This is a genomic window from Streptomyces indicus, from assembly GCF_900100315.1.
GTDB classification, from domain to species: domain Bacteria; phylum Actinomycetota; class Actinomycetes; order Streptomycetales; family Streptomycetaceae; genus Streptomyces; species Streptomyces indicus.
In genome coordinates this window covers 57,066-74,006 of record NZ_FNFF01000022.1, presented here as the reverse complement: position 1 = coordinate 74,006, position 16,941 = coordinate 57,066, and the positions used below count along the sequence as shown (strand labels likewise).

Annotated in this window: 20 protein-coding genes; 15 read left to right on the top strand and 5 right to left on the bottom strand. The window is 70.1% G+C overall.

Annotated elements, in window-relative coordinates; all coding sequences use genetic code 11:
- The 5 genes from resB (at nucleotide 1) to BLT97_RS33615 (ending at nucleotide 5,317) form a co-directional block, all read left to right on the top strand.
- Nucleotides 1–1,764, top strand: coding sequence for a cytochrome c biogenesis protein ResB (gene resB / locus BLT97_RS33635; protein WP_093617184.1), 1,764 nt, complete (start codon nucleotides 1–3; stop codon nucleotides 1,762–1,764).
- Nucleotides 1,761–2,876 (top strand): c-type cytochrome biogenesis protein CcsB, encoded by a 1,116-nt coding sequence (ccsB, locus tag BLT97_RS33630; protein WP_176953984.1) that lies wholly within the window; start codon nucleotides 1,761–1,763, stop codon nucleotides 2,874–2,876. The genes resB and ccsB overlap by 4 nt, the downstream gene beginning before the upstream one ends.
- Before the next feature lie 114 nt (nucleotides 2,877–2,990).
- Nucleotides 2,991–3,605 carry an RNA polymerase sigma factor gene (locus BLT97_RS33625; protein WP_093617182.1) on the top strand — a complete coding sequence of 205 codons (615 nt, stop codon included), beginning with the start codon at nucleotides 2,991–2,993 and terminating at the stop codon, nucleotides 3,603–3,605.
- Nucleotides 3,602–4,714 (top strand): CU044_5270 family protein, encoded by a 1,113-nt coding sequence (locus BLT97_RS33620; RefSeq protein WP_093617180.1) that lies wholly within the window; start codon nucleotides 3,602–3,604, stop codon nucleotides 4,712–4,714. The genes BLT97_RS33625 and BLT97_RS33620 overlap by 4 nt, the downstream gene beginning before the upstream one ends.
- A gap of 96 nt (nucleotides 4,715–4,810) precedes the next feature.
- On the top strand, nucleotides 4,811–5,317 hold the full coding sequence (locus BLT97_RS33615) for an SRPBCC domain-containing protein (protein ID WP_093617178.1): 507 nt from the start codon (nucleotides 4,811–4,813) through the stop codon (nucleotides 5,315–5,317).
- 139 nt (nucleotides 5,318–5,456) lie between these two features.
- Here the strand turns inward: BLT97_RS33615 and BLT97_RS33610 are convergent, their stop codons facing one another.
- On the bottom strand, nucleotides 5,457–5,864 hold the full coding sequence (locus BLT97_RS33610) for a PLD nuclease N-terminal domain-containing protein (RefSeq protein WP_093617176.1): 408 nt from the start codon (nucleotides 5,862–5,864) through the stop codon (nucleotides 5,457–5,459).
- Nucleotides 5,865–5,976: 112 nt separating this feature from the next.
- On the opposite strand from BLT97_RS33610, the gene BLT97_RS33605 reads away from it, so the two are divergent.
- Genes BLT97_RS33605 through mqnP form a run of 3 tightly spaced genes read left to right on the top strand, consistent with a single transcriptional unit; the run spans nucleotide 5,977 to nucleotide 8,806 of the window.
- The gene (locus tag BLT97_RS33605) at nucleotides 5,977–7,428 is read left to right on the top strand and encodes a menaquinone biosynthesis decarboxylase (RefSeq protein ID WP_093617174.1); all 1,452 of its coding nucleotides are present in this window, start codon (nucleotides 5,977–5,979) and stop codon (nucleotides 7,426–7,428) included.
- Entirely contained in the window at nucleotides 7,425–7,889 is a 465-nt protein-coding gene (locus BLT97_RS33600) for a hypothetical protein (protein ID WP_093617172.1), read from the top strand. Before BLT97_RS33605 ends, BLT97_RS33600 begins: the two co-directional genes overlap by 4 nt.
- Nucleotides 7,886–8,806, top strand: a complete 921-nt coding sequence (gene mqnP / locus BLT97_RS33595; protein WP_093617170.1) for a menaquinone biosynthesis prenyltransferase MqnP — start codon at nucleotides 7,886–7,888, stop codon at nucleotides 8,804–8,806. The genes BLT97_RS33600 and mqnP overlap by 4 nt, the downstream gene beginning before the upstream one ends.
- Here the strand turns inward: mqnP and BLT97_RS33590 are convergent.
- Nucleotides 8,803–9,261, bottom strand: a complete 459-nt coding sequence (locus tag BLT97_RS33590; protein ID WP_093617168.1) for an SRPBCC family protein — start codon at nucleotides 9,259–9,261, stop codon at nucleotides 8,803–8,805. The genes mqnP and BLT97_RS33590 overlap by 4 nt on opposite strands.
- Nucleotides 9,262–9,485: 224 nt before the next feature.
- On the opposite strand from BLT97_RS33590, the gene BLT97_RS33585 reads away from it, so the two are divergent.
- The gene (locus BLT97_RS33585; RefSeq protein WP_093617226.1) at nucleotides 9,486–9,890 is read left to right on the top strand and encodes a hypothetical protein; all 405 of its coding nucleotides are present in this window, start codon (nucleotides 9,486–9,488) and stop codon (nucleotides 9,888–9,890) included.
- Nucleotides 9,891–9,949: 59 nt separating this feature from the next.
- On the opposite strand, the gene BLT97_RS33580 is transcribed toward BLT97_RS33585, so the two are convergent.
- Complete coding sequence (locus BLT97_RS33580) at nucleotides 9,950–10,468, bottom strand: rhomboid family intramembrane serine protease (RefSeq protein WP_245769691.1); 519 nt, start codon at nucleotides 10,466–10,468, stop codon at nucleotides 9,950–9,952.
- A 238-nt stretch (nucleotides 10,469–10,706) separates the two neighbouring features.
- Between BLT97_RS33580 and BLT97_RS33575 the strand changes: the two genes are divergently transcribed.
- On the top strand, nucleotides 10,707–11,435 hold the full coding sequence (locus tag BLT97_RS33575) for a UbiX family flavin prenyltransferase (protein ID WP_093617164.1): 729 nt from the start codon (nucleotides 10,707–10,709) through the stop codon (nucleotides 11,433–11,435).
- Here BLT97_RS33575 and BLT97_RS38140 read toward each other — a convergent pair.
- A complete protein-coding gene (locus BLT97_RS38140; RefSeq protein ID WP_176953980.1) occupies nucleotides 11,432–11,569 on the bottom strand; it encodes a hypothetical protein in 138 nt (45 codons plus the stop codon). The two genes, BLT97_RS33575 and BLT97_RS38140, sit on opposite strands and share 4 nt — an antisense overlap.
- 205 nt (nucleotides 11,570–11,774) lie before the next feature.
- Here BLT97_RS38140 and BLT97_RS33570 point away from each other — a divergent pair, with 205 nt between their 5' ends.
- The 5 genes from BLT97_RS33570 (at nucleotide 11,775) to BLT97_RS33550 (ending at nucleotide 16,211) form a co-directional block, all read left to right on the top strand.
- A complete protein-coding gene (locus tag BLT97_RS33570) occupies nucleotides 11,775–12,230 on the top strand; it encodes an Lrp/AsnC family transcriptional regulator (protein WP_093617162.1) in 456 nt (151 codons plus the stop codon).
- A 96-nt stretch (nucleotides 12,231–12,326) separates the two neighbouring features.
- Nucleotides 12,327–13,490, top strand: a complete 1,164-nt coding sequence (gene mqnE / locus BLT97_RS33565) for an aminofutalosine synthase MqnE (protein WP_093617160.1) — start codon at nucleotides 12,327–12,329, stop codon at nucleotides 13,488–13,490.
- A 15-nt stretch (nucleotides 13,491–13,505) separates the two neighbouring features.
- Nucleotides 13,506–14,030: a GNAT family N-acetyltransferase gene (locus BLT97_RS33560; protein WP_093617158.1), complete on the top strand. Its 525-nt coding sequence runs from the start codon at nucleotides 13,506–13,508 to the stop codon at nucleotides 14,028–14,030.
- Between the two features lie 117 nt (nucleotides 14,031–14,147).
- A complete protein-coding gene (locus BLT97_RS33555) occupies nucleotides 14,148–14,435 on the top strand; it encodes a DUF4229 domain-containing protein (RefSeq protein WP_281251164.1) in 288 nt (95 codons plus the stop codon).
- A gap of 438 nt (nucleotides 14,436–14,873) precedes the next feature.
- Nucleotides 14,874–16,211, top strand: coding sequence for a dicarboxylate/amino acid:cation symporter (locus BLT97_RS33550; RefSeq protein ID WP_093617156.1), 1,338 nt, complete (start codon nucleotides 14,874–14,876; stop codon nucleotides 16,209–16,211).
- Nucleotides 16,212–16,304: 93 nt separating this feature from the next.
- On the opposite strand, the gene BLT97_RS33545 is transcribed toward BLT97_RS33550, so the two are convergent.
- On the bottom strand, nucleotides 16,305–16,940 hold the full coding sequence (locus BLT97_RS33545; RefSeq protein WP_093617154.1) for a disulfide bond formation protein B: 636 nt from the start codon (nucleotides 16,938–16,940) through the stop codon (nucleotides 16,305–16,307).
- Nucleotide 16,941 lies beyond the last annotated feature (1 nt).

Here is a 16,941-nt window from a genome sequence, read left to right as displayed (position 1 = left end):
ATGAGCAAGACGGACACCAGCCCCGGAGCCGGGAACGGCGCGGCGGACACCACAGGCCGCGGCACCTCGCCCGACGCCGAGGACCTCGGCGCGGCCGGCTCGCAGCTGTCCACCGCCCCCAAGGAGGAGCTGCCCAACCTGCCCTCGCTCGGGGTGGTCGGCTGGGCCCGCTGGTTCTGGCGGCAGCTCACCTCGATGCGGGTCGCCCTGATCCTGCTCTTCCTGCTCTCGCTCGGCGCGATCCCCGGCTCGCTGGTCCCGCAGAACAGCGTGGACGAGCTGAAGGTCCAGCAGTTCAAGGCCGCGCACGAGACGCTCACGCCGATCTACGAGAAGCTCCAGCTCTTCGACGTCTACAGCTCGGTGTGGTTCTCGGCGATCTACATCCTGCTGTTCATCTCGCTGATCGGCTGCATCGTCCCGCGCACCTGGCAGTTCGTCGGCCAGCTCCGCGGCCGCCCGCCGGGCGCGCCCAAGCGCCTCACCCGCCTGCCCGCGTACACGACCTGGCGCACCGAGTCCTCTCCCGAAGAGGTACGGGACGAGGCGCTCGAGCTGCTCAAGGGCCGGCGCTTCCGCTCGCACATCGTCGGGGACGGGGTAGCAGCAGAGAAGGGCTATCTGCGCGAGGCCGGCAACCTGGTCTTCCACATCTCGCTGATCGTGATGCTCGTGGCCTTCGCCGCCGGCGTCCTGTTCAAGTCCGAGGGCGGCAAGCTCATGGTCGAGGGCGACGGCGGCATGGCCAACGTCCTGCCGCAGTACGACGACTTCCAGTCCGGCTCGCTCTTCGACAACGACAACCTTGAGCGCTTCAGCTTCCAGCTCGACAAGTTCGAGGACGACTACCAGAAGAGCGGCCCGAACCGGGGCACCCCGCGCACCTTCAAAGCCCACGTCACGTACACCGAGGGCGTGGACGGTCCGACGAAGAAGAAGGCCATCGAGGTCAACTCGCCGCTGGAAGTGGGCGACTCCAAGGTCTACCTGATCGCCCACGGCTACGCGCCGGTCGTCACCGTCAAGGACGCCCGCGGCAAGACCGTCTTCTCCGGCGCGGTGCCGCTCCTTCCGATCGACAACAACATCACGTCGACCGGAGCCATCAAGGTCACCGACGGCTACCGCAACAAGGACGGCGTCAAGGAGCAGCTCGGCTTCAACGCCTTCTTCGTGCCCACCTTCGCGGGCGTAGGCAAGGGCGAGATGCTCTCGCAGTTCCCCGGCCCCGAGTTCCCCGTCCTGGCGCTGTCCGCGTACCACGGTTCGCTCGGCATCGACTCCGGCATCCCGCAGAACGTGTACCAGCTGGACACGCGGAAGATGAAGGAGTTCAAGGACAAGAACGGCGACCTGTTCAAGCAGCGGCTGCTGCCCGGCGAGACCATGAAGCTGCCCGGCGGCCAGGGCTCCATCACGTTCGAGAAGGAGCTCCGCGAATGGGCCTCCTTCCAGATCAAGCAGCAGCCGGGCAACGGCTGGGCGCTCGCCGGCGCCGTCGCCGCGATCGTGGGCCTCGTCGGCTCGCTGTTCATCCAGCGCCGCCGCGTCTGGGTGCGCGCGGTGCGCGGCGAGGACGGCGTGACCGTCGTCGAGATGGCGGGCCTGGGCCGCAGCGAGTCCGCGAAGGTCCCCGAGGAACTGGGCGACCTGGCCGCCCTCCTGCACACCAGGGCGCCGTCCGTGCCCGAGACCGCGGACCCCGCAGATCCCGAAGACTCCTCCGAATCCGAAGCTGTTCCTGCCGAAGGGGCTGAGAAGTGAATCTCGCCGCCGCCACCAACGAGAACCTGGCGAACATCAGCAACACGCTGATCTATTCGTCGATGGCCGTCTACACCCTGGCCTTTCTCGCCCATATCGCCGAGTGGGTCTTCGGCAGCCGCAGCAAGGTCGGCCGTACGGCCGCGGCGCTCACCGAGACCGCCTCCGCCGCCCCGGCCGCCGAGGCGCCGAAGGTGCAGGTGCGCAAGGGCGGCAGCACCGCCGTGCTCGACCGCCCCAAGGTCGTGACCCGTTCGGCGGCCGGCTCCCGTGACGTCCCCGACGGTCCGGGCGCGCACGGCGGCACCGAGAAGGGCGACCTGTACGGCCGCGTCGCCGTCTCGCTCACCGTCCTCGCCGCCCTCATCCACGTCGGCGGTGTGGTCGCCCGCGCGATGTCCGTGATGCGGGCCCCGTGGGGCAACATGTACGAGTTCTCGATCACCTTCTCCGCGGTGGCCGTCTCCACGTACCTGGTGCTGCTCGCCCTCGGCAAGAACGTCCGCTGGATCGGCCTGATCCTGGTCACCACGGTCCTGCTCGACCTCGGCATCGCGGTCAAGGTCCTCTACACGGCGAGCGACCAGCTGGTCCCGGCCCTCGACTCGTACTGGCTGTGGATCCACGTCTCCACCGCCATCTTCTGCGGCGCGGTCTTCTACCTCGGCGCCGTCGGCGCGGTGCTCTACCTCTTCCGCGACGCGTACGAGAACAAGCTGGCCCAGGGCGGTCAGCCCGGCACCTTCGCCAGCTCGGTCCTGGGCCGGCTGCCGTCTGCGGCCTCGCTGGACAAGTTCTCGTACCGGGTCAATGCCGCGGTCTTCCCGCTGTGGACGTTCACGATCATCGCCGGCGCGATCTGGGCCGGCGACGCCTGGGGCCGCTACTGGGGCTGGGACCCCAAGGAGGTCTGGTCGTTCGTGACCTGGGTCGCCTACGCCGCCTACCTGCACGCGCGCGCGACCGCGGGCTGGAAGGGCCGCAAGGCCGCCTACCTGGCGCTGTTCGCCTTCGCGACCTGGCTGTGGAACTACTACGGCGTCAACATGTTCCTCTCCGGCAAGCACTCCTACGCGGACGTGGGCATGGCGCTCACCAGCGTCGGCTTCTGACGCACCGCATCGCACGGCACAGCACCGCACGGCACTGCACGGCTTGCGGCGAAGGCCGGTTCCTGTGACACGGGTCACGGGAACCGGCCTTCGCCGTACGGACAGGTGGGGAGTGTGGACACACACCTGCGAAGACGCGTACGGGACGGGGACCACACGGCCTTCGCCGAACTCTTCGACGGCTGTGCCCGGTCCGTCTACAACCACGCCTTCCGCCTCACCGGCGACTGGGCCGCGGCCGAGGACGCGGTGTCGCTGACCTTCCTGGAGGCCTGGCGGCTGCGCGCCAAGGTCGACGAGGAGGGCGGGTCGCTGCGGCCCTGGCTGCTCGGCATCACCACCAACGTCGTGCGCAACACCCGCCGAGCCGCCCGCCGGCACGCCGCCGCCGTCGCGCGGCTGCCGCGGCGCGGACCGGAGACGGAGGTACGGGACTTCGCCGACGAGGTCGCGGCCCGGATCGACGACAAGGCCCAACTCGCCCTGGTCCGCACGGCCCTGGACACCCTGCGCCGGCCCGAGCGCGAGGTGCTCGCGCTGTGCGTGTGGTCCGGGCTCGACTACGCGGCGGCCGCCGAGGCCCTGGGCATCCCGGTGGGCACGGTCCGCTCACGGCTCTCCCGGGCCCGTACAAAACTCGCGAAAGCATTGGAACCACCCGCGGTACGCGGACAGGTAGGAGGAGGCCGCATCTCCGCGGCCGAGGCCGTCCAGGAGGGGAACCGATGAACGACTTCCCGCACCTGCCCGAGAGGGAGCCCGCCGCGGGCGACCTTTCCGAGCGGGAGCTTCCGGAGGGCCGTCGAGACCTCCTGAAGGAGCACCTGTTGAACGAGATCCAGCGGGAAGAGCGCCGTCCCGAGCCGCGCCGCGGATGGCTGCGCCCCGCCTTCGCGGGTCCCGCGCTGGCCGGGACGCTCGCCCTCGCGGTCGTCGGCGGCTTCGCCCTCGTGGGCACCGGCGAAGACGGTACGGGCGGGGGAGCGGGCACGCCGGGTGCACCGCGCCAGGAGGCGGGCGGCGCCCCGCGGCAGGCGGGCGGTGCGCCGGCCGACGCGGCCGAGCTGCTCGACCGGGTGGCGACGGTCGCGGCGGCGAAGCACACCGGGCCGGTCCGCGACGAGCAGTACGTGTACGTGAAGACGAAGGCCGCGTACACCGTGCAGCAGCTCTGCGAACCGGCCCGCCTGGAGTCGCCCTCCCTGCGCGAGGTGTGGCTCTCGGTGGACGGCACCCGGCCCGGAGTGCTCCGTGCGGAGCGCGAGGGTCCGGGGACCACTTCCCTGGGCACCCCGACCCCGGGCCTGCCTTCGAACACGTACTACCGCCATCTGGAGACCCTGCCGACCGACCCGGCGAAGATGCTCGACTGGCTGCACAAGGCGAGCGAGGGCGGCAAGAGCGAGGACCAGAACACCTTCGTCCTCGTCGGCGACCTGGTCCGCGAGTCGCTCGTGCCGCCGAAGGTGGCCGCGGCCCTGTACCGGGCCGCCGGGCGGATCGACGGCGTGACGCTGGTGAAGGACGCCACCGACGCGATCGGCCGCAAGGGGATCGCGGTCGGCCGCGTGGACGAGGAGTCGGGCGTCCGCGACGAGTTGATCTTCGACCCGGAGACCTACGAGTACCTGGGCGAGCGGGGCGTCACCACCAGGGCCACCGACGGCGGCACCGCGCAGCAGCCCGGGCAGCCGGAGCGGCAGTGCCCGGGAATGCCCGCGGGACAGGTCACTGCGAACACCGCGGTGCTCGAACGCAAGGTGGTGGACTCGGCCCCGGAGGCCGAGGCGCACCAGGACGAGAAGCTGCGCCGCAAGGAGAAGGCCGCCCAGGACTAGCCGGTACCCGGAGGATCCGGGCCGCGGGCGCCGTACCAGGCCGCGGGCGCCGTACCAGACGGTGCGCGCGGCCCGGATCGGCGGGAGGCTGGGGGCATGAGCGAATCCATCGAGCGTGGCACCAGCCGCACCGAGGGGCGCACTCAGACGCTCCACTTCGTGCTGCACCTGCCCCACCCCGTGGAGCGGGTCTGGACCGCCCTGGTCAAACCCGACGAGCTGCCCGGCTGGCTGGCGGCCGCCGACGTCCTCGAACCGCGGCTCGGCGGCGCGGTCACCTTGCGCTGGCTGAACAACGAGCGGGACGCGGTGCACTCGGGCCAGGTGACGGCCTGGGATGTCGAGAGGGTCGTGGAGTACACGATCGACCTGCACGGCCGCTGCCGCTTCCACCTCGAACACGGAGTCCCGGACGCGCCCACGACCGTCGTGCGCTTCACCAACGAGTTCGAGGGCGACGACTCCCTGCGCCTGGACTGCCTCGCGGGCTGGCACAACCACTTCGAGTTCCTGCTCGACGCCCTGGACGGGCGCCCGAAGGACTGGTCGACGTGGAGCCTGGACCGGTGGCGTGAGCTGCGGGAGTCGTACGAGAAGGGGTAGGCGTCCCTACGGACAGGGCGTCGCGTACGGGCAGGGCGTCCCGTACGGGCAGGGCGTCGCGTACGGGCAGGGCGTCCCGTACGGGCAGGGCGTCGCGTACGGGCAGTGGCAGCCGTACGAGAAAGGGCGGGCCCGAGGGCTACTTCGTGCCCTCGTCCTTCGGGCCCTCCTCGCCGCCGCCCGCCTCGCGCTTCTTCAGCTCCTCCTCGCGGCGGCGCAGATCCGCCTCCCAGTCCTTGAGGACGGCCTCGTCCTTCTCGTTCTCGTCCTTGAGGGACTTCAGGAACTCGGGGTTGTCGTCCGGCGCCACCCACGTCGTGCGGTGGTTGCGGTGCCACTCCGAGGGGGTGCGGCCGCCCTGCGGCGGGGTGCGGTCCTTGCCGGCGGCGAGCCAGACGATCGGACCGACGATCCAGAACAGCAGGATGATGAAGACCCAGGCGATCTTCGGCAGATGCTTCGCCTCGTCCTCGGGGGTGTTCAGACAGTCGATGAACGCATAGATCGTCAGCGCGAGCGGGATCAGGAACATCAGGACCCGGAGCATGGTGCGCATTCCCCCTGAGGCGACGGCGGGGCACGGTGGCCGGTGCGGTGGCTTTCCGGCTCGGCGCCCCCGGTGATGGGGCCAGGGTAGCGGGTGCCGGATACTGGGACGTATGGCTTATGACGATCTTCGCTCCCTGCTCCGTGCCCTGGAGCGCGAGGGCGACCTGAAGCGCATCAAGGCCGAGGTCGACCCGTATCTGGAGGTCGGCGAGATCGTCGACCGGGTCAACAAGGCGGGCGGCCCGGCGCTCCTGTTCGAGAACGTGCGCGGCTCGTCCATGCCGCTCGCGATGAACGTGTACGGGACCGACCGGCGCCTGCTCAAGGCGCTGGGCCTCAAGTCGTACAGCGAGATCAGCGAGAAGATCGGCGGGCTGCTCAAGCCCGAGCTGCCGCAGGGGTTCATCGGGATCCGCGAGGCCTTCGGCAAGCTCGGCGCGATGACCCACGTGCCGCCGAAGAAGGTCAAGGACGCCCCGGTCCAGGAGGTCGTCCTGACCGGGGACGACGTCGACCTGGAGCAGCTCCCGGCGCTCTTCACCTGGCCGGAGGACGGCGGATCCTTCTTCAACCTCGGGCTCACGCACACCAAGCACCCCGAGACGGGCGTACGGAACCTGGGTCTGTACCGGCTCCAGCGCCACGACAAGCGCACCATCGGCATGCACTGGCAGATCCACAAGGACAGCCGCAACCACTACCAAGTGGCCGCCAAGCGCGGCGAGAAACTGCCGGTGGCCATCGCCTTCGGCTGCCCGCCCGCCGTCACCTACGCCTCCACCGCGCCGCTGCCGGGAGACATGGACGAGTACCTGCTCGCCGGGTTCATCCAGGGCAAGCGGGTCGAGATGGTGGACTGCAAGACGGTGCCGCTCCAGGTCCCGGCCAACGCCGAGGTGGTCATCGAGGGCTGGCTGGAGCCCGGCGAGATGCTGCCGGAGGGTCCTTTCGGCGACCACACCGGCTTCTACACCCCGCAGGAGCCCTTCCCCGCGCTGAAGATCGACTGCGTGACGATGCGCCGGCGCCCGCTGCTCCAGTCGATCGTGGTCGGCCGGCCGCCGACGGAGGACGGCCCGCTGGGCCGCGCGACGGAGCGGTTCTTCCTGCCGCTGCTCAAGATCATCGTGCCGGATATCGTGGACTACCACCTGCCCGAGTCGGGCGGCTTCCACAACTGCGCGATCGTCTCGATCGAGAAGAAGTACCCGAAGCACGCGCAGAAGGTCATGCACGCCATCTGGGGCGCGCACATGATGTCGCTGACCAAGCTGATCATCGTGGTCGACGCGGACTGCGACGTGCACAACCTGCACGAGGTGTCCTGGCGGGCGCTCGGCAACACCGACTACTCCCGCGACCTCACCGTGGTCGAGGGCCCGGTCGACCACCTGGACCACGCCTCCTACCAGCAGTTCTGGGGAGGCAAGGCGGGCATCGACGCGACGAAGAAGCTGCCCGAGGAGGGCTACACGCGCGACGGCGGCTGGCCGAACATGGTCGAGTCCGACCCCACGACGGCGGCCATGGTCGACCGCCGCTGGAAGGAGTACGGCCTGTGAGCCCCGCGGTGGGCGGACCGGCGCTGTTCCTCGGCGAGGACGACTACGTGGCCCTCGTACGGCCCGAACTCGACCCGGCCGACCCGGACGTGCGCCGCGCCGCCGAGCAGGCGGGCGCCACACCCGAGGAGTTCGCGGGACCGTCCGGGCTGTGGGCCGTGATGTGGGAGAAGGACGGCGCGGGCGACGGCTTCGAGCTGCCCGGGGTGCGCGACGCCGAGCCCGCGGCCTTCGCCGGGGCGCTGCGGGCCGAACTGGCCGCGGGGAGCGAGCGGTTCACGGTCGACGGCGGCGCCGCGCTGCGCCTGGCGGGCACCGCCGAGGGCGGCGGCGCCTGGTCCCTGACCGCGTACCTCACCCCGCCGGGCGACGAGGCGGAGACGCTCACCGTCGTGACCGGCCCGCTGCCGGCCGCCGGACTCCTGGCCGACCTCGACGCGTTTCTGGAGAGCCTCGCATGATGACGACCGCCGACGGGGTCGTGGACCCGGGCCCGGCGCCCTCCGGCAGCAAGACCAAGGCGTTCCTGCGCCTCGTCATGATCGAGCACTCGGTGTTCGCGCTGCCCTTCGCGTACATCGCCTCGCTGACCGCCATGTTCCAGCTCGACAAGAACATCCACTGGGGGCGGCTGCTCCTCGTCACCATCTGCATGGTCGGCCTGCGCACCTTCGCGATGGCTGCGAACCGGATCATCGACCGCGAGATCGACGCCCGCAATCCGCGCACGGCCGGGCGCGAGCTCGTCACGGGCGCGGTGTCGGTGAAGTCCGCGTGGACCGGCGCGCTGATCGCGGTCGTGGTCTTCCTGGGCTCGGCGGCGCTGCTCAACCCGCTCTGCCTCGCCCTCGCGCCGCTCGCCGTGGTGCCGATGGTGGTCTATCCGTACGGCAAGAGGTTCACGAACTTCCCGCACGCGATCCTCGGCCTCGCCCAGGCCATAGGGCCGATCGGGGCCTGGCTCGCGATCACCGGCGAGTGGTCCTGGGACGCGGTCATCCTCGGGCTCGCGGTCGGCATCTGGATCGGCGGCTTCGACCTGATCTTCGCCTGCCAGGACGTGGCGGCGGACCGGGCCGAGGGCGTGAAGTCGGTGCCGGCCCGCTTCGGGATCGCGGCCGCGCTGTACGGGGCGCGCGGCGCCCATGTCGTCACGATGGCCCTGTTCGCCTGGTACGCGTACGCCACCGACGCCGGGTTCTTCTTCTGGCTCGGCCTGATGATCGTGGCGGCGGCCTTCGCGTACGAGCACTCGATCGTGACGCCGAAGGATCTGTCCCGCCTGAACCGCGCGTTCTTCACGGTGAACGGGTTCATCGGGATCGCGCTGTTCGTGTGCGCGCTGATGGACCTGCTGGTGCGCGGGCTGACGCTCTAGGCGTTCTCGTCGGCTGTCGGTGCTTCCATACGGCGGGTCAGTTCGGCCAGGCGGTGACGCTGGACCTTCGTCGCCTGGCCGATCACGAAGGGCCGCAGCGGTCTGGGGTACGTGACGCGGACGGTCTCGGTCACGCGCGTACCCGTGCCTTCGGGGGTCAGGTCGACCGTCGCGGTCAGCCGGACGCGGCCGGGGCTCAGCACCTCGCTGACGATCCGCCGCTCGCCCTCGGGGAAGGTCATCGTGACCTTGATCGGGTTGTCCCAGCGCAACGGCCCGAACCGGAAGCGCTCCACCGCGACGTACCGGACCGCGCCGCCCGCCTCGGCGATGTCCCGCACGGCGACGAGCAGCGGCGAGAGGCCGATGTAGCTCTCCGGGCGCGCCAGGTGCTCGAAGATGCGCGCGGCCGGGGCGGCGACGGTGGCGGTGTGGGTGAACTCCTCGGTGGACACGGCGCCATCATGCCTCTCCCGACCCAGGGGCAACAGGCCTCTCCCGTCTCGCGGCAACAGACCTCTCCCGCCCCACAGGTCACACCCCGGAACGGTCAACTCCTTGTGGCTGCCGTAGGGTTCAGCCGATCATCGAGCACGCCCGTGTCCGGCGGGCACGCCCGTATCCGAGGGGGAAGTCCGTGCAGCTCAAGCTCAAGCCCCGGTCGACGGCCGGCTGGACCATGTCCGTGTTCGGCGTCCTGGCCGCCGGGATGGGGATCGTGGGGCTCATATCGCCCGACACCCTCATCGGCATGATGGGCTTCGCGGCGGAGCCGGCGGGCGGGCGCGCGGACGGCGACCACACGACGACCTTCCTGACCGCCTCCTCGATGGCGGCCCTCAACATGGGCGTCTACTACGTGCTCGCGGCGGGCGCCGACTGGAAGGCCTTCTTCCGCTGGACGGTCCCCTTCCGCCTTCTCACCTTCACGGTCTTCACGCTGGCCGTGCTCGCGGACCGCGCTCCCGCCGGGTTCATCGGTGTCGGCCTGTGGGAGGGCATCGGCGCGCTGGCCACCGCGGTGGCGCTGCGCAGGGACAAGCGCGCGGAGTCGGCCGCGACGGCGGCGGGCGCCCGCGCCTGACGGAGCAGAGCGCGCGGGGCAGAGCGCGCGGGGCAGAGCGCGCCGGCCGAAGGCGGTGCTCAGCGCTCGCGCCGGAACGCGAACGCCGCCACCACACCCCCGACCAGGCCGAACAGGTGCCCCTGCCAGGAGATCCCGTCCGTGGTCGGAAGGACGCCCCACAGGATCGACCCGTACACCGCGCCGACCAGGAGCCCGACGAGCACGTCGCCGATGCGGCGGTCGACGAAGCCGCGGACCAGCAGATAGCCGAAGAGCCCGAACACCACGCCCGAGGCGCCGGCCGTCACCGAGTACGCCGGCGCAGTGAGCCAGACGCCGATCCCGCTCACCAGCACGATCGTGGCGACCACCGCCGCGAACCGCCGTATGCCCGAGAGCGCGGCGAGGAAGCCGAGGACGAGCAGCGGCATGCTGTTGGCGACCAGGTGATCCCAGCCGAAGTGCAGGAACGCGGCCGGGACGACATCGCGCAGTTCGCTCAGCTCGCGCGGCGATATCCCGTAGGTGTCGAGGGCGTGGCCGCTCGCCACGTCGACCGCTTCGAGCAGCCACAGCAGGCCCAGCCACGCGGCCATGACCAGACCGGCGGCCTTCGCCCGGTCGCGGCGGCGCTGCTGCGGTGCGGCCGGCGGCACCGGCTGCGCGGATCCGTACCCGTATCCCTGCCCGTATCCCTGTCCGTACGACATCGGTGTCCCCTCACCCTCGGGCCGGCTCCGGAGCGAACCCGATCGCTCGGCGGGAGCGGGCCCTCACATCGCTCAACGCATGGGAGGCGCGGCCTGGTTCCAGGCCTGCGGATAGGCTCGGGGTATGACAGAAGCCGAGCGCATCCCCTGGGTCGTAGGGGTCTCCGGGGCCTCCGGGACGCCGTACGCCGCCGCGGTGCTGCGAGGGCTGCTCGCCGCGGGCGAGAGCGTGGACCTGGTCGTCAGCCGGGCCTCGCGGCTCACGCTGCTCGACGAGACCGGCATCGCCTACCGGGACGCGCACTGGCGCGAGGACCTGGCCGAGTGGCTGGCCCGCGGGGCCGACGGAAAGCCCGGGACCTTCCGGGTCGAGCGGCTCGACGACGTACGGCACTGGGCCGCGGGCGACCTTGCGGCGGGGCCGAGTTCGGGCTCGTACCGGACCAAGGGGATGCTGATCGTGCCGGCCTCGACGGCCTGCGTGGCCGGAGTGGCGCTCGGTCTGTCGAAGGATCTGCTCCAGCGCACGGCGAGCGTCACGCTCAAGGAGAGCCGCAGGCTGGTGGTGGCGGTGCGCGAGACACCGCTGAACGGGCAGACGCTGAAGCATCTGGTGAGCCTGGACGAGGCGGGAGCCGTGGTGCTCCCGGCCTCGCCGGCGTTCTACGCGGGGGCGACGCACATCCAGGATCTGGTGGACTTCGTCGCCGGGCGGGTGCTCGACGCGGCGGGTGTGCCGCACGGGCTCTACCGCCGCTGGGAGGGTGAGCTCGGCGGAGGCTCCCGCGAAACCGGCGGCGGCTCCCGCGAGCTCGGCGGGGGCTCCCGTGAGGGGGAGCCCCGTGGCGGTTAGCGCTTCTTGGCGCGCGCCGGGCGGGACAGCTTGTCCGCGCGGGCGGCGGCGGTCGGGGACTTGTGGGCACGCGAGCGGTCGGCCAGCTCCTGCAGCGAGCGCATGTGGGCGTAGGCCATCTCGAGCGTGTACACGGTGAAACAACTCCTGTAGATCGGCGGAACGGCGTCGGTCCGCTGTGTTGTGAAGGTGCGACGGCCGCCCGTCCGGGGAGGCCACTGCGTCAATCTGTTGAATCCGAGGGCAAATCTCGGAAGAATCGCAGGGGTACGGCCCTGCATGCCTTAGATTTTATACGTAAACTCGCGGGATCGCTAATTAATGGAAGGTGCCAGGCGTATGGACGCGGTGGACAGGCAGCTCATCCAGGCCCTGAGGGAGAACGGCCGGGCGTCGTACGCCGAACTGGGCCGTCTCGTAGGCCTGTCGGGGCCCAGCGTCACCGACCGCATCAACCGGCTCGAGAGCGCCGGAGTGATCACCGGCTACCGCGCGACCGTGGACTCCGCCTCGCTCGGGCTCGGCGTGACCGCCCTCATCGGCATCTCGCTCTCCGACGCCGTCGACCACGAGGACGTGGCGCGCCGGCTCAAGGACCTCAGCGAGATCGAGGACTGCTGGTTCATCGCGGGCGACGACTCGTACATGCTCAAGGTGCGTGCCAGCGACGTGGACGGTCTGGAGAAGACCATCCGTCGGCTCAGCGGCACCAAGGGCGTCTCGCGCACGCGCACCACGATCGTGCTCTCCACCAAGTGGGAGAACCGCGTCGGCGAGCTGCCCGAGCAGCTCTGACCCCTGCCGAACAGGGGGACCGCCCCGCCGGGCTGTCGGCGGCGGGGCGTACCGTGGGTGGTCCGCACACGTTGTCAGGTATTGGGAGGCGGCCAGGTGGACGCGGGACTCAAGCGAGAGCTGGAAGACAAGGTCCGCTCCGGGGAGCGGCTCACCCGCGAGGACGGCATCGCGCTCTACGAGAGCGACGACCTGGCCTGGCTCGGCGGCCTGGCCCACGAGGTGCGGACGAAGAAGAACGGCGATGTCGTCCACTTCAACGTCAACCGCCACCTCAACATGACGAACGTGTGCACCGCCTCGTGCGCCTACTGCTCGTTCCAGCGCAAGCCGGGCGAGAAGGACGCGTACACGATGCGCATCGAGGAGGCCGTCCGCCTCGCCAAGGCGATGGAGAACGACAACCTCACCGAGCTGCACATCGTCAACGGCCTGCACCCCAATCTGCCGTGGCGCTACTACCCGCGCTCGCTCTCCGAGCTCAAGAAGGCGCTGCCGAACGTCTCGCTGAAGGCCTTCACCGCCACCGAGATCCACCACTTCGAGACCATCTCCGGCATGTCGGCCTCCGACATCCTCGACGAGCTGATCGAGGCGGGCCTGGAGTCCCTGACCGGCGGCGGCGCCGAGATCTTCGACTGGGAAGTGCGCCAGCACATCGTCGACCACCGCACCCACTGGGAGGACTGGTCGCGCATCCACCGCCTCGCGCACTCCAAGGGCCTGAAGACCCCGTGCACGATGCTGTACGGGCACATCGAGGAGCCCCGCCACCGCGTGGACCACGTGCTCCGGCTGCGTGAGCTGCAGGACGAGACCGGCGGCTTCCAGGTGTTCATCCCGCTGCGCTACCAGCACGACTTCGTGGACATGCAGGACGGCAAGGTCCGCAACCGCCTCCAGGCGCGCACGACGATGGCCACCGGCGCCGAGGCCCTGAAGACCTTCGCGGTCTCGCGCCTGCTCTTCGACAACATCCCGCACGTCAAGGTCTTCTGGGTGATGCACGGCGTGCAGACCGCCCAGCTCGCGCTCCAGCACGGCGCGGACGACATGGACGGCTCGGTGGTCGAGTACAAGATCACGCACGACGCCGACAACTACGGGACGCCCAACAAGCTCTCCCGCGAGGACCTGCTCGACCTGATCCGCGACGCCGGCTTCCAGCCCGTCGAGCGCAACACGCGCTACGAGATCATCCGCGAGTACCCGGGCCCCGACGCCGACCGCCGCGAGTCGCCGCAGCCGATGCGGGTCTGAGGCCGGCCCGCGCGGATGTCCCTGATATTCAAGCTGGACCCCTCCGTGGGTCCGGAGCTCCGTGACGGCCTGCTCGCGCTCTGGGCCGATGTGTCCAACGCGGGCGGCGCCGTCGGCTTCGTCCCGCCGGTCACCCCCGACGCCATCCGCCCCGAGCTGCTCAAGCACTTCGCGGCGATGGCGGAGGGGCGTACGAGGCTGCTCGTCGGTTACGAGGAGGACGGTGCCGTCGCCGCGACGGCCTTCCTCACCTTCAACACCCACCGCCTGATGAAGCACTGGATCTGGGCGTACACCGTGATGGTGCATCCCAAGCACCAGGGCAAGGGGTACGGGCGTGAACTGATGGCCGCCGTCGAGGAGGCCGCGCGCGGCTTCGACGGGATCGAGATGATCCGGCTCACCTGCCGCGGCGGCACGGGTGTCGACCGGTTCTACGCCTCCTGCGGCTACCGGGACGGCGGCCGCGTGCCCGCCGCGATCCGCGTCGCACCCGGCGACGACCGGGACGACATCACCATGTATCTGCCGCTGTACTGAGGCTCCGCAAGGGGTCCGGGGCCGCTGAACCGACCGGAAACCGGACATGGTTCACTGGTCGGGCAGGACTCCGTCGATGGGGTCGGCAGGATCCCGTAGAAGGAAAAGAGGCCAGCCGTGGCACCCAAGCTGAACGCCACTGTCCGCTACAGCCTGATGCGTATCGGCATCTTCGCCGGCAGCTTCGTCGTGCTGTGGGCCCTGGTCTACTTCGGCCTGCTCCCGCGCGGCCTCGGCGACTCCAACTACCTGTGGGTGCTCGTCCTCGCCATCGTCATCTCCGCGCCCCTCAGCTTCGTGCTGCTCCGCAAGCAGCGCGACGAGATGTCCGCGCAGATCGTCACGCGCGTGGACCGCGCCAAGTCCCGGCTCGCGGAGAACCGCAGCATGGAGGACGGCATCTGAGCGGCAGGCCACGCCGCGCAGCACCGTAAAGGCGCTGTAAGACTCGTCACACTTCCCGGGAGCCCCGGGGTCGCGACCGAACGGTTCGCGCCCCCGGGGCTCCCGTTATTGCGGGCTATTTCAGGACCTCCGGTGGCCGAAAGGTGCCCTTGGGCCTCCTCCCGGTCCCAAAGGAGCTCTTTGAGTTCCTCAAAGTTCAAGTGTTAACGTGTTCGGCATGAAGACAGCAGCTGCGCCCCGCGACCCGAAGAGCGTCCCGCTCGTCGCGCGCCTGCATGTCGATCTCTGCCGCTGCATGTCCGCGGCCTGTTGCCGCGCTTGAGCTAGCGACACATTGCAGCGGCGCCGCGCCTTGCCCCCCGGGTCCTCGGTTCGCGTCGCTCCACTTTGAAGTCCGTACGTCCCCATGCCCCCGCGCACCTCAACTGGAGTGCCCCCGTGTCCTCGACTGTCAAGGACTCCCCGCAGAAGTCCACCGGCTTCCGCATACCGCTGCCCTTCTGGGCGCAGATCCTCATCGGTCTCGTCGTCGGTGTCGGCCTCGGTGCCATCGCCCGCAACGGCGAGGTCGCGTGGCTGACCACCACGCTCGACCAGATCGGCTCGATCTTCGTCCAGCTCCTGAAGCTGGCCGTGGCCCCGCTGGTCTTCTTCGCGATCCTCGTGTCGATCACGAACCTCCGCAAGGTCAACAACGCCGCGCGGCTCGCCTCGCGCACCCTGCTCTGGTTCATGATCACGTCGCTGATCGCGGTCGTCATCGGCCTCGTCATCGGCCTGCTCACCAACCCGGGCGCCGGCACCGGCCTCACCCCGAAGGACGGCGCCAAGCCGGAGACCACCGGCTCCTGGATCGACTTCCTGACCGGGATCATCCCGACCGACATCATCACGCCGTTCACCGAGCTGAACGTGCTCCAGATCGTCTTCATGGCCGCCGTCGCCGGTATCGCCATCCTGAAGATCGGTGAGAAGGCCGAGCCGATCCTCACCCTCAGCGAGTCGGTGCTCGAGCTCCTGCAGAAGGCCCTGTGGTGGGTCATCCTGCTCTCCCCGATCGGCACCGTCGGTCTCATCGGCAACGCCATCGCCACGTACGGCTGGGACCTGATCAGCAAGTACGCGACGTTCACCGCCGACATCTACATCGGCTGCGCCCTGGTCCTGTTCGGCGTCTACCCGCTGCTCCTGTCGACCGTCGCCAAGGTCAACCCGCTCCAGTTCTTCAAGGGCGCCTGGCCCGCGATCCAGCTGGCCTTCGTCTCCCGCTCCTCGGTCGGCACCATGCCGCTCACCGTCAAGGTCACCGAGCGCCTCGGCGTCCCGAAGGAGTACACCTCCTTCGCCGTCCCGTTCGGCGCCACCACCAAGATGGACGGCTGCGCCGCGATCTACCCGTCGATCGCCGCGATCTTCGTCGCGCACATCTTCGACGTGCAGCTCGGCATCAAGGAGTACCTGCTCATCGTCTTCGTCTCGGTCATCGGCTCCGCGGCCACCGCGGGTCTGACCGGCGCGACGGTCATGCTCACCCTGACGCTGTCCACCCTGGGCCTGCCCATGGAGGGCGTGGGTCTGCTCCTGGCCATCGACCCGATCCTGGACATGATGCGCACCGCCACCAACGTGGCCGGCCAGGCCGCCGTCCCGGTGATCGTCGCCGCCCGCGAGGGCATCCTCGACAAGGAGGCGTACGACAAGGCGTCCGCGTCGCCCATCGACGAGCCCTTCGAGGACCGGCGCGAGGACTCGGCCGCGGTTCCGGCCGCCGCCTGATCCCCGCCACCGCGTGAAGGTGCCTGCCCCCGGAGTCCGGGGGCGGGCACCTTTGTCGTACGGGGGTGTCTGCCGGACGGCGACGCTGCCGCGTCAGGTCACGCCGATGTCGTGGAAGAACTGATAGCGGATCGGGTCGTCCGGCAGGAACCAGTGGAAGCCCTCCAGGAGGAACACCGCCACCAGGTTCACCGCGATCACCAGGCCGACGAAGCCCAGCACGGCCAGGCCCGCCCTGCGGTACAGCGGCGTGACGGGGAGCTCGGTGTCCGACGTGAGGTGCGCGAAGGTCAGGACCACGCCGACGGCGACCACCGAGGCCATGAAGAGGATCCAGGCCCACACGTACATGTGCAGGCCCAGCACCGGATTCCCGTAGCCCTTGTCGCCGGGCAGGATGTGCAGCATCGTCTGGCGCCAGGAGGCGAAGCCGCCCGCCATGACGGCGACCAGGGCCATGCCCCAGCCCATCATGTAGTCGCGTCCGGTGACCGTGCCGGTCATGCCGCGGCGCACGATCCAGGCCGCGCCGAGCGCCGCGAGCAGCATGAACATCCGCTGCACCATGCACAGCGGGCACGGGTAGTCCCAGCTGATGAACTGGACGCCGAGTCCGCCGCAGACGACTCCGGTCCAGCCGACGGCGAAGAAGCAGGCGAACCAGAACTGGAGCCTGCCGAGCGGGCGCGTGGAGTCCGCGGCCGTGGGCGCGGTGGTCGTGGCCGCCATC

Coding starts and splice junctions, on each gene's coding strand:
- mqnP (WP_093617170.1), top strand. CDS start 7,886: ATGATGACGACCGCCGACGGGGTCGTGGACCCGGGCCCGGCGCCCTCC.
- BLT97_RS33545 (WP_093617154.1), bottom strand. CDS start 16,940: ATGGCGGCCACGACCACCGCGCCCACGGCCGCGGACTCCACGCGCCCG.
- BLT97_RS33570 (WP_093617162.1), top strand. CDS start 11,775: ATGGACGCGGTGGACAGGCAGCTCATCCAGGCCCTGAGGGAGAACGGC.
- BLT97_RS33610 (WP_093617176.1), bottom strand. CDS start 5,864: ATGCTCCGGGTCCTGATGTTCCTGATCCCGCTCGCGCTGACGATCTAT.
- BLT97_RS33580 (WP_245769691.1), bottom strand. CDS start 10,468: ATGGCCGCGTGGCTGGGCCTGCTGTGGCTGCTCGAAGCGGTCGACGTG.
- BLT97_RS33620 (WP_093617180.1), top strand. CDS start 3,602: ATGAACGACTTCCCGCACCTGCCCGAGAGGGAGCCCGCCGCGGGCGAC.
- BLT97_RS33585 (WP_093617226.1), top strand. CDS start 9,486: ATGTCCGTGTTCGGCGTCCTGGCCGCCGGGATGGGGATCGTGGGGCTC.
- BLT97_RS33575 (WP_093617164.1), top strand. CDS start 10,707: ATGACAGAAGCCGAGCGCATCCCCTGGGTCGTAGGGGTCTCCGGGGCC.
- BLT97_RS33615 (WP_093617178.1), top strand. CDS start 4,811: ATGAGCGAATCCATCGAGCGTGGCACCAGCCGCACCGAGGGGCGCACT.
- BLT97_RS33560 (WP_093617158.1), top strand. CDS start 13,506: ATGTCCCTGATATTCAAGCTGGACCCCTCCGTGGGTCCGGAGCTCCGT.
- resB (WP_093617184.1), top strand. CDS start 1: ATGAGCAAGACGGACACCAGCCCCGGAGCCGGGAACGGCGCGGCGGAC.
- BLT97_RS33605 (WP_093617174.1), top strand. CDS start 5,977: ATGGCTTATGACGATCTTCGCTCCCTGCTCCGTGCCCTGGAGCGCGAG.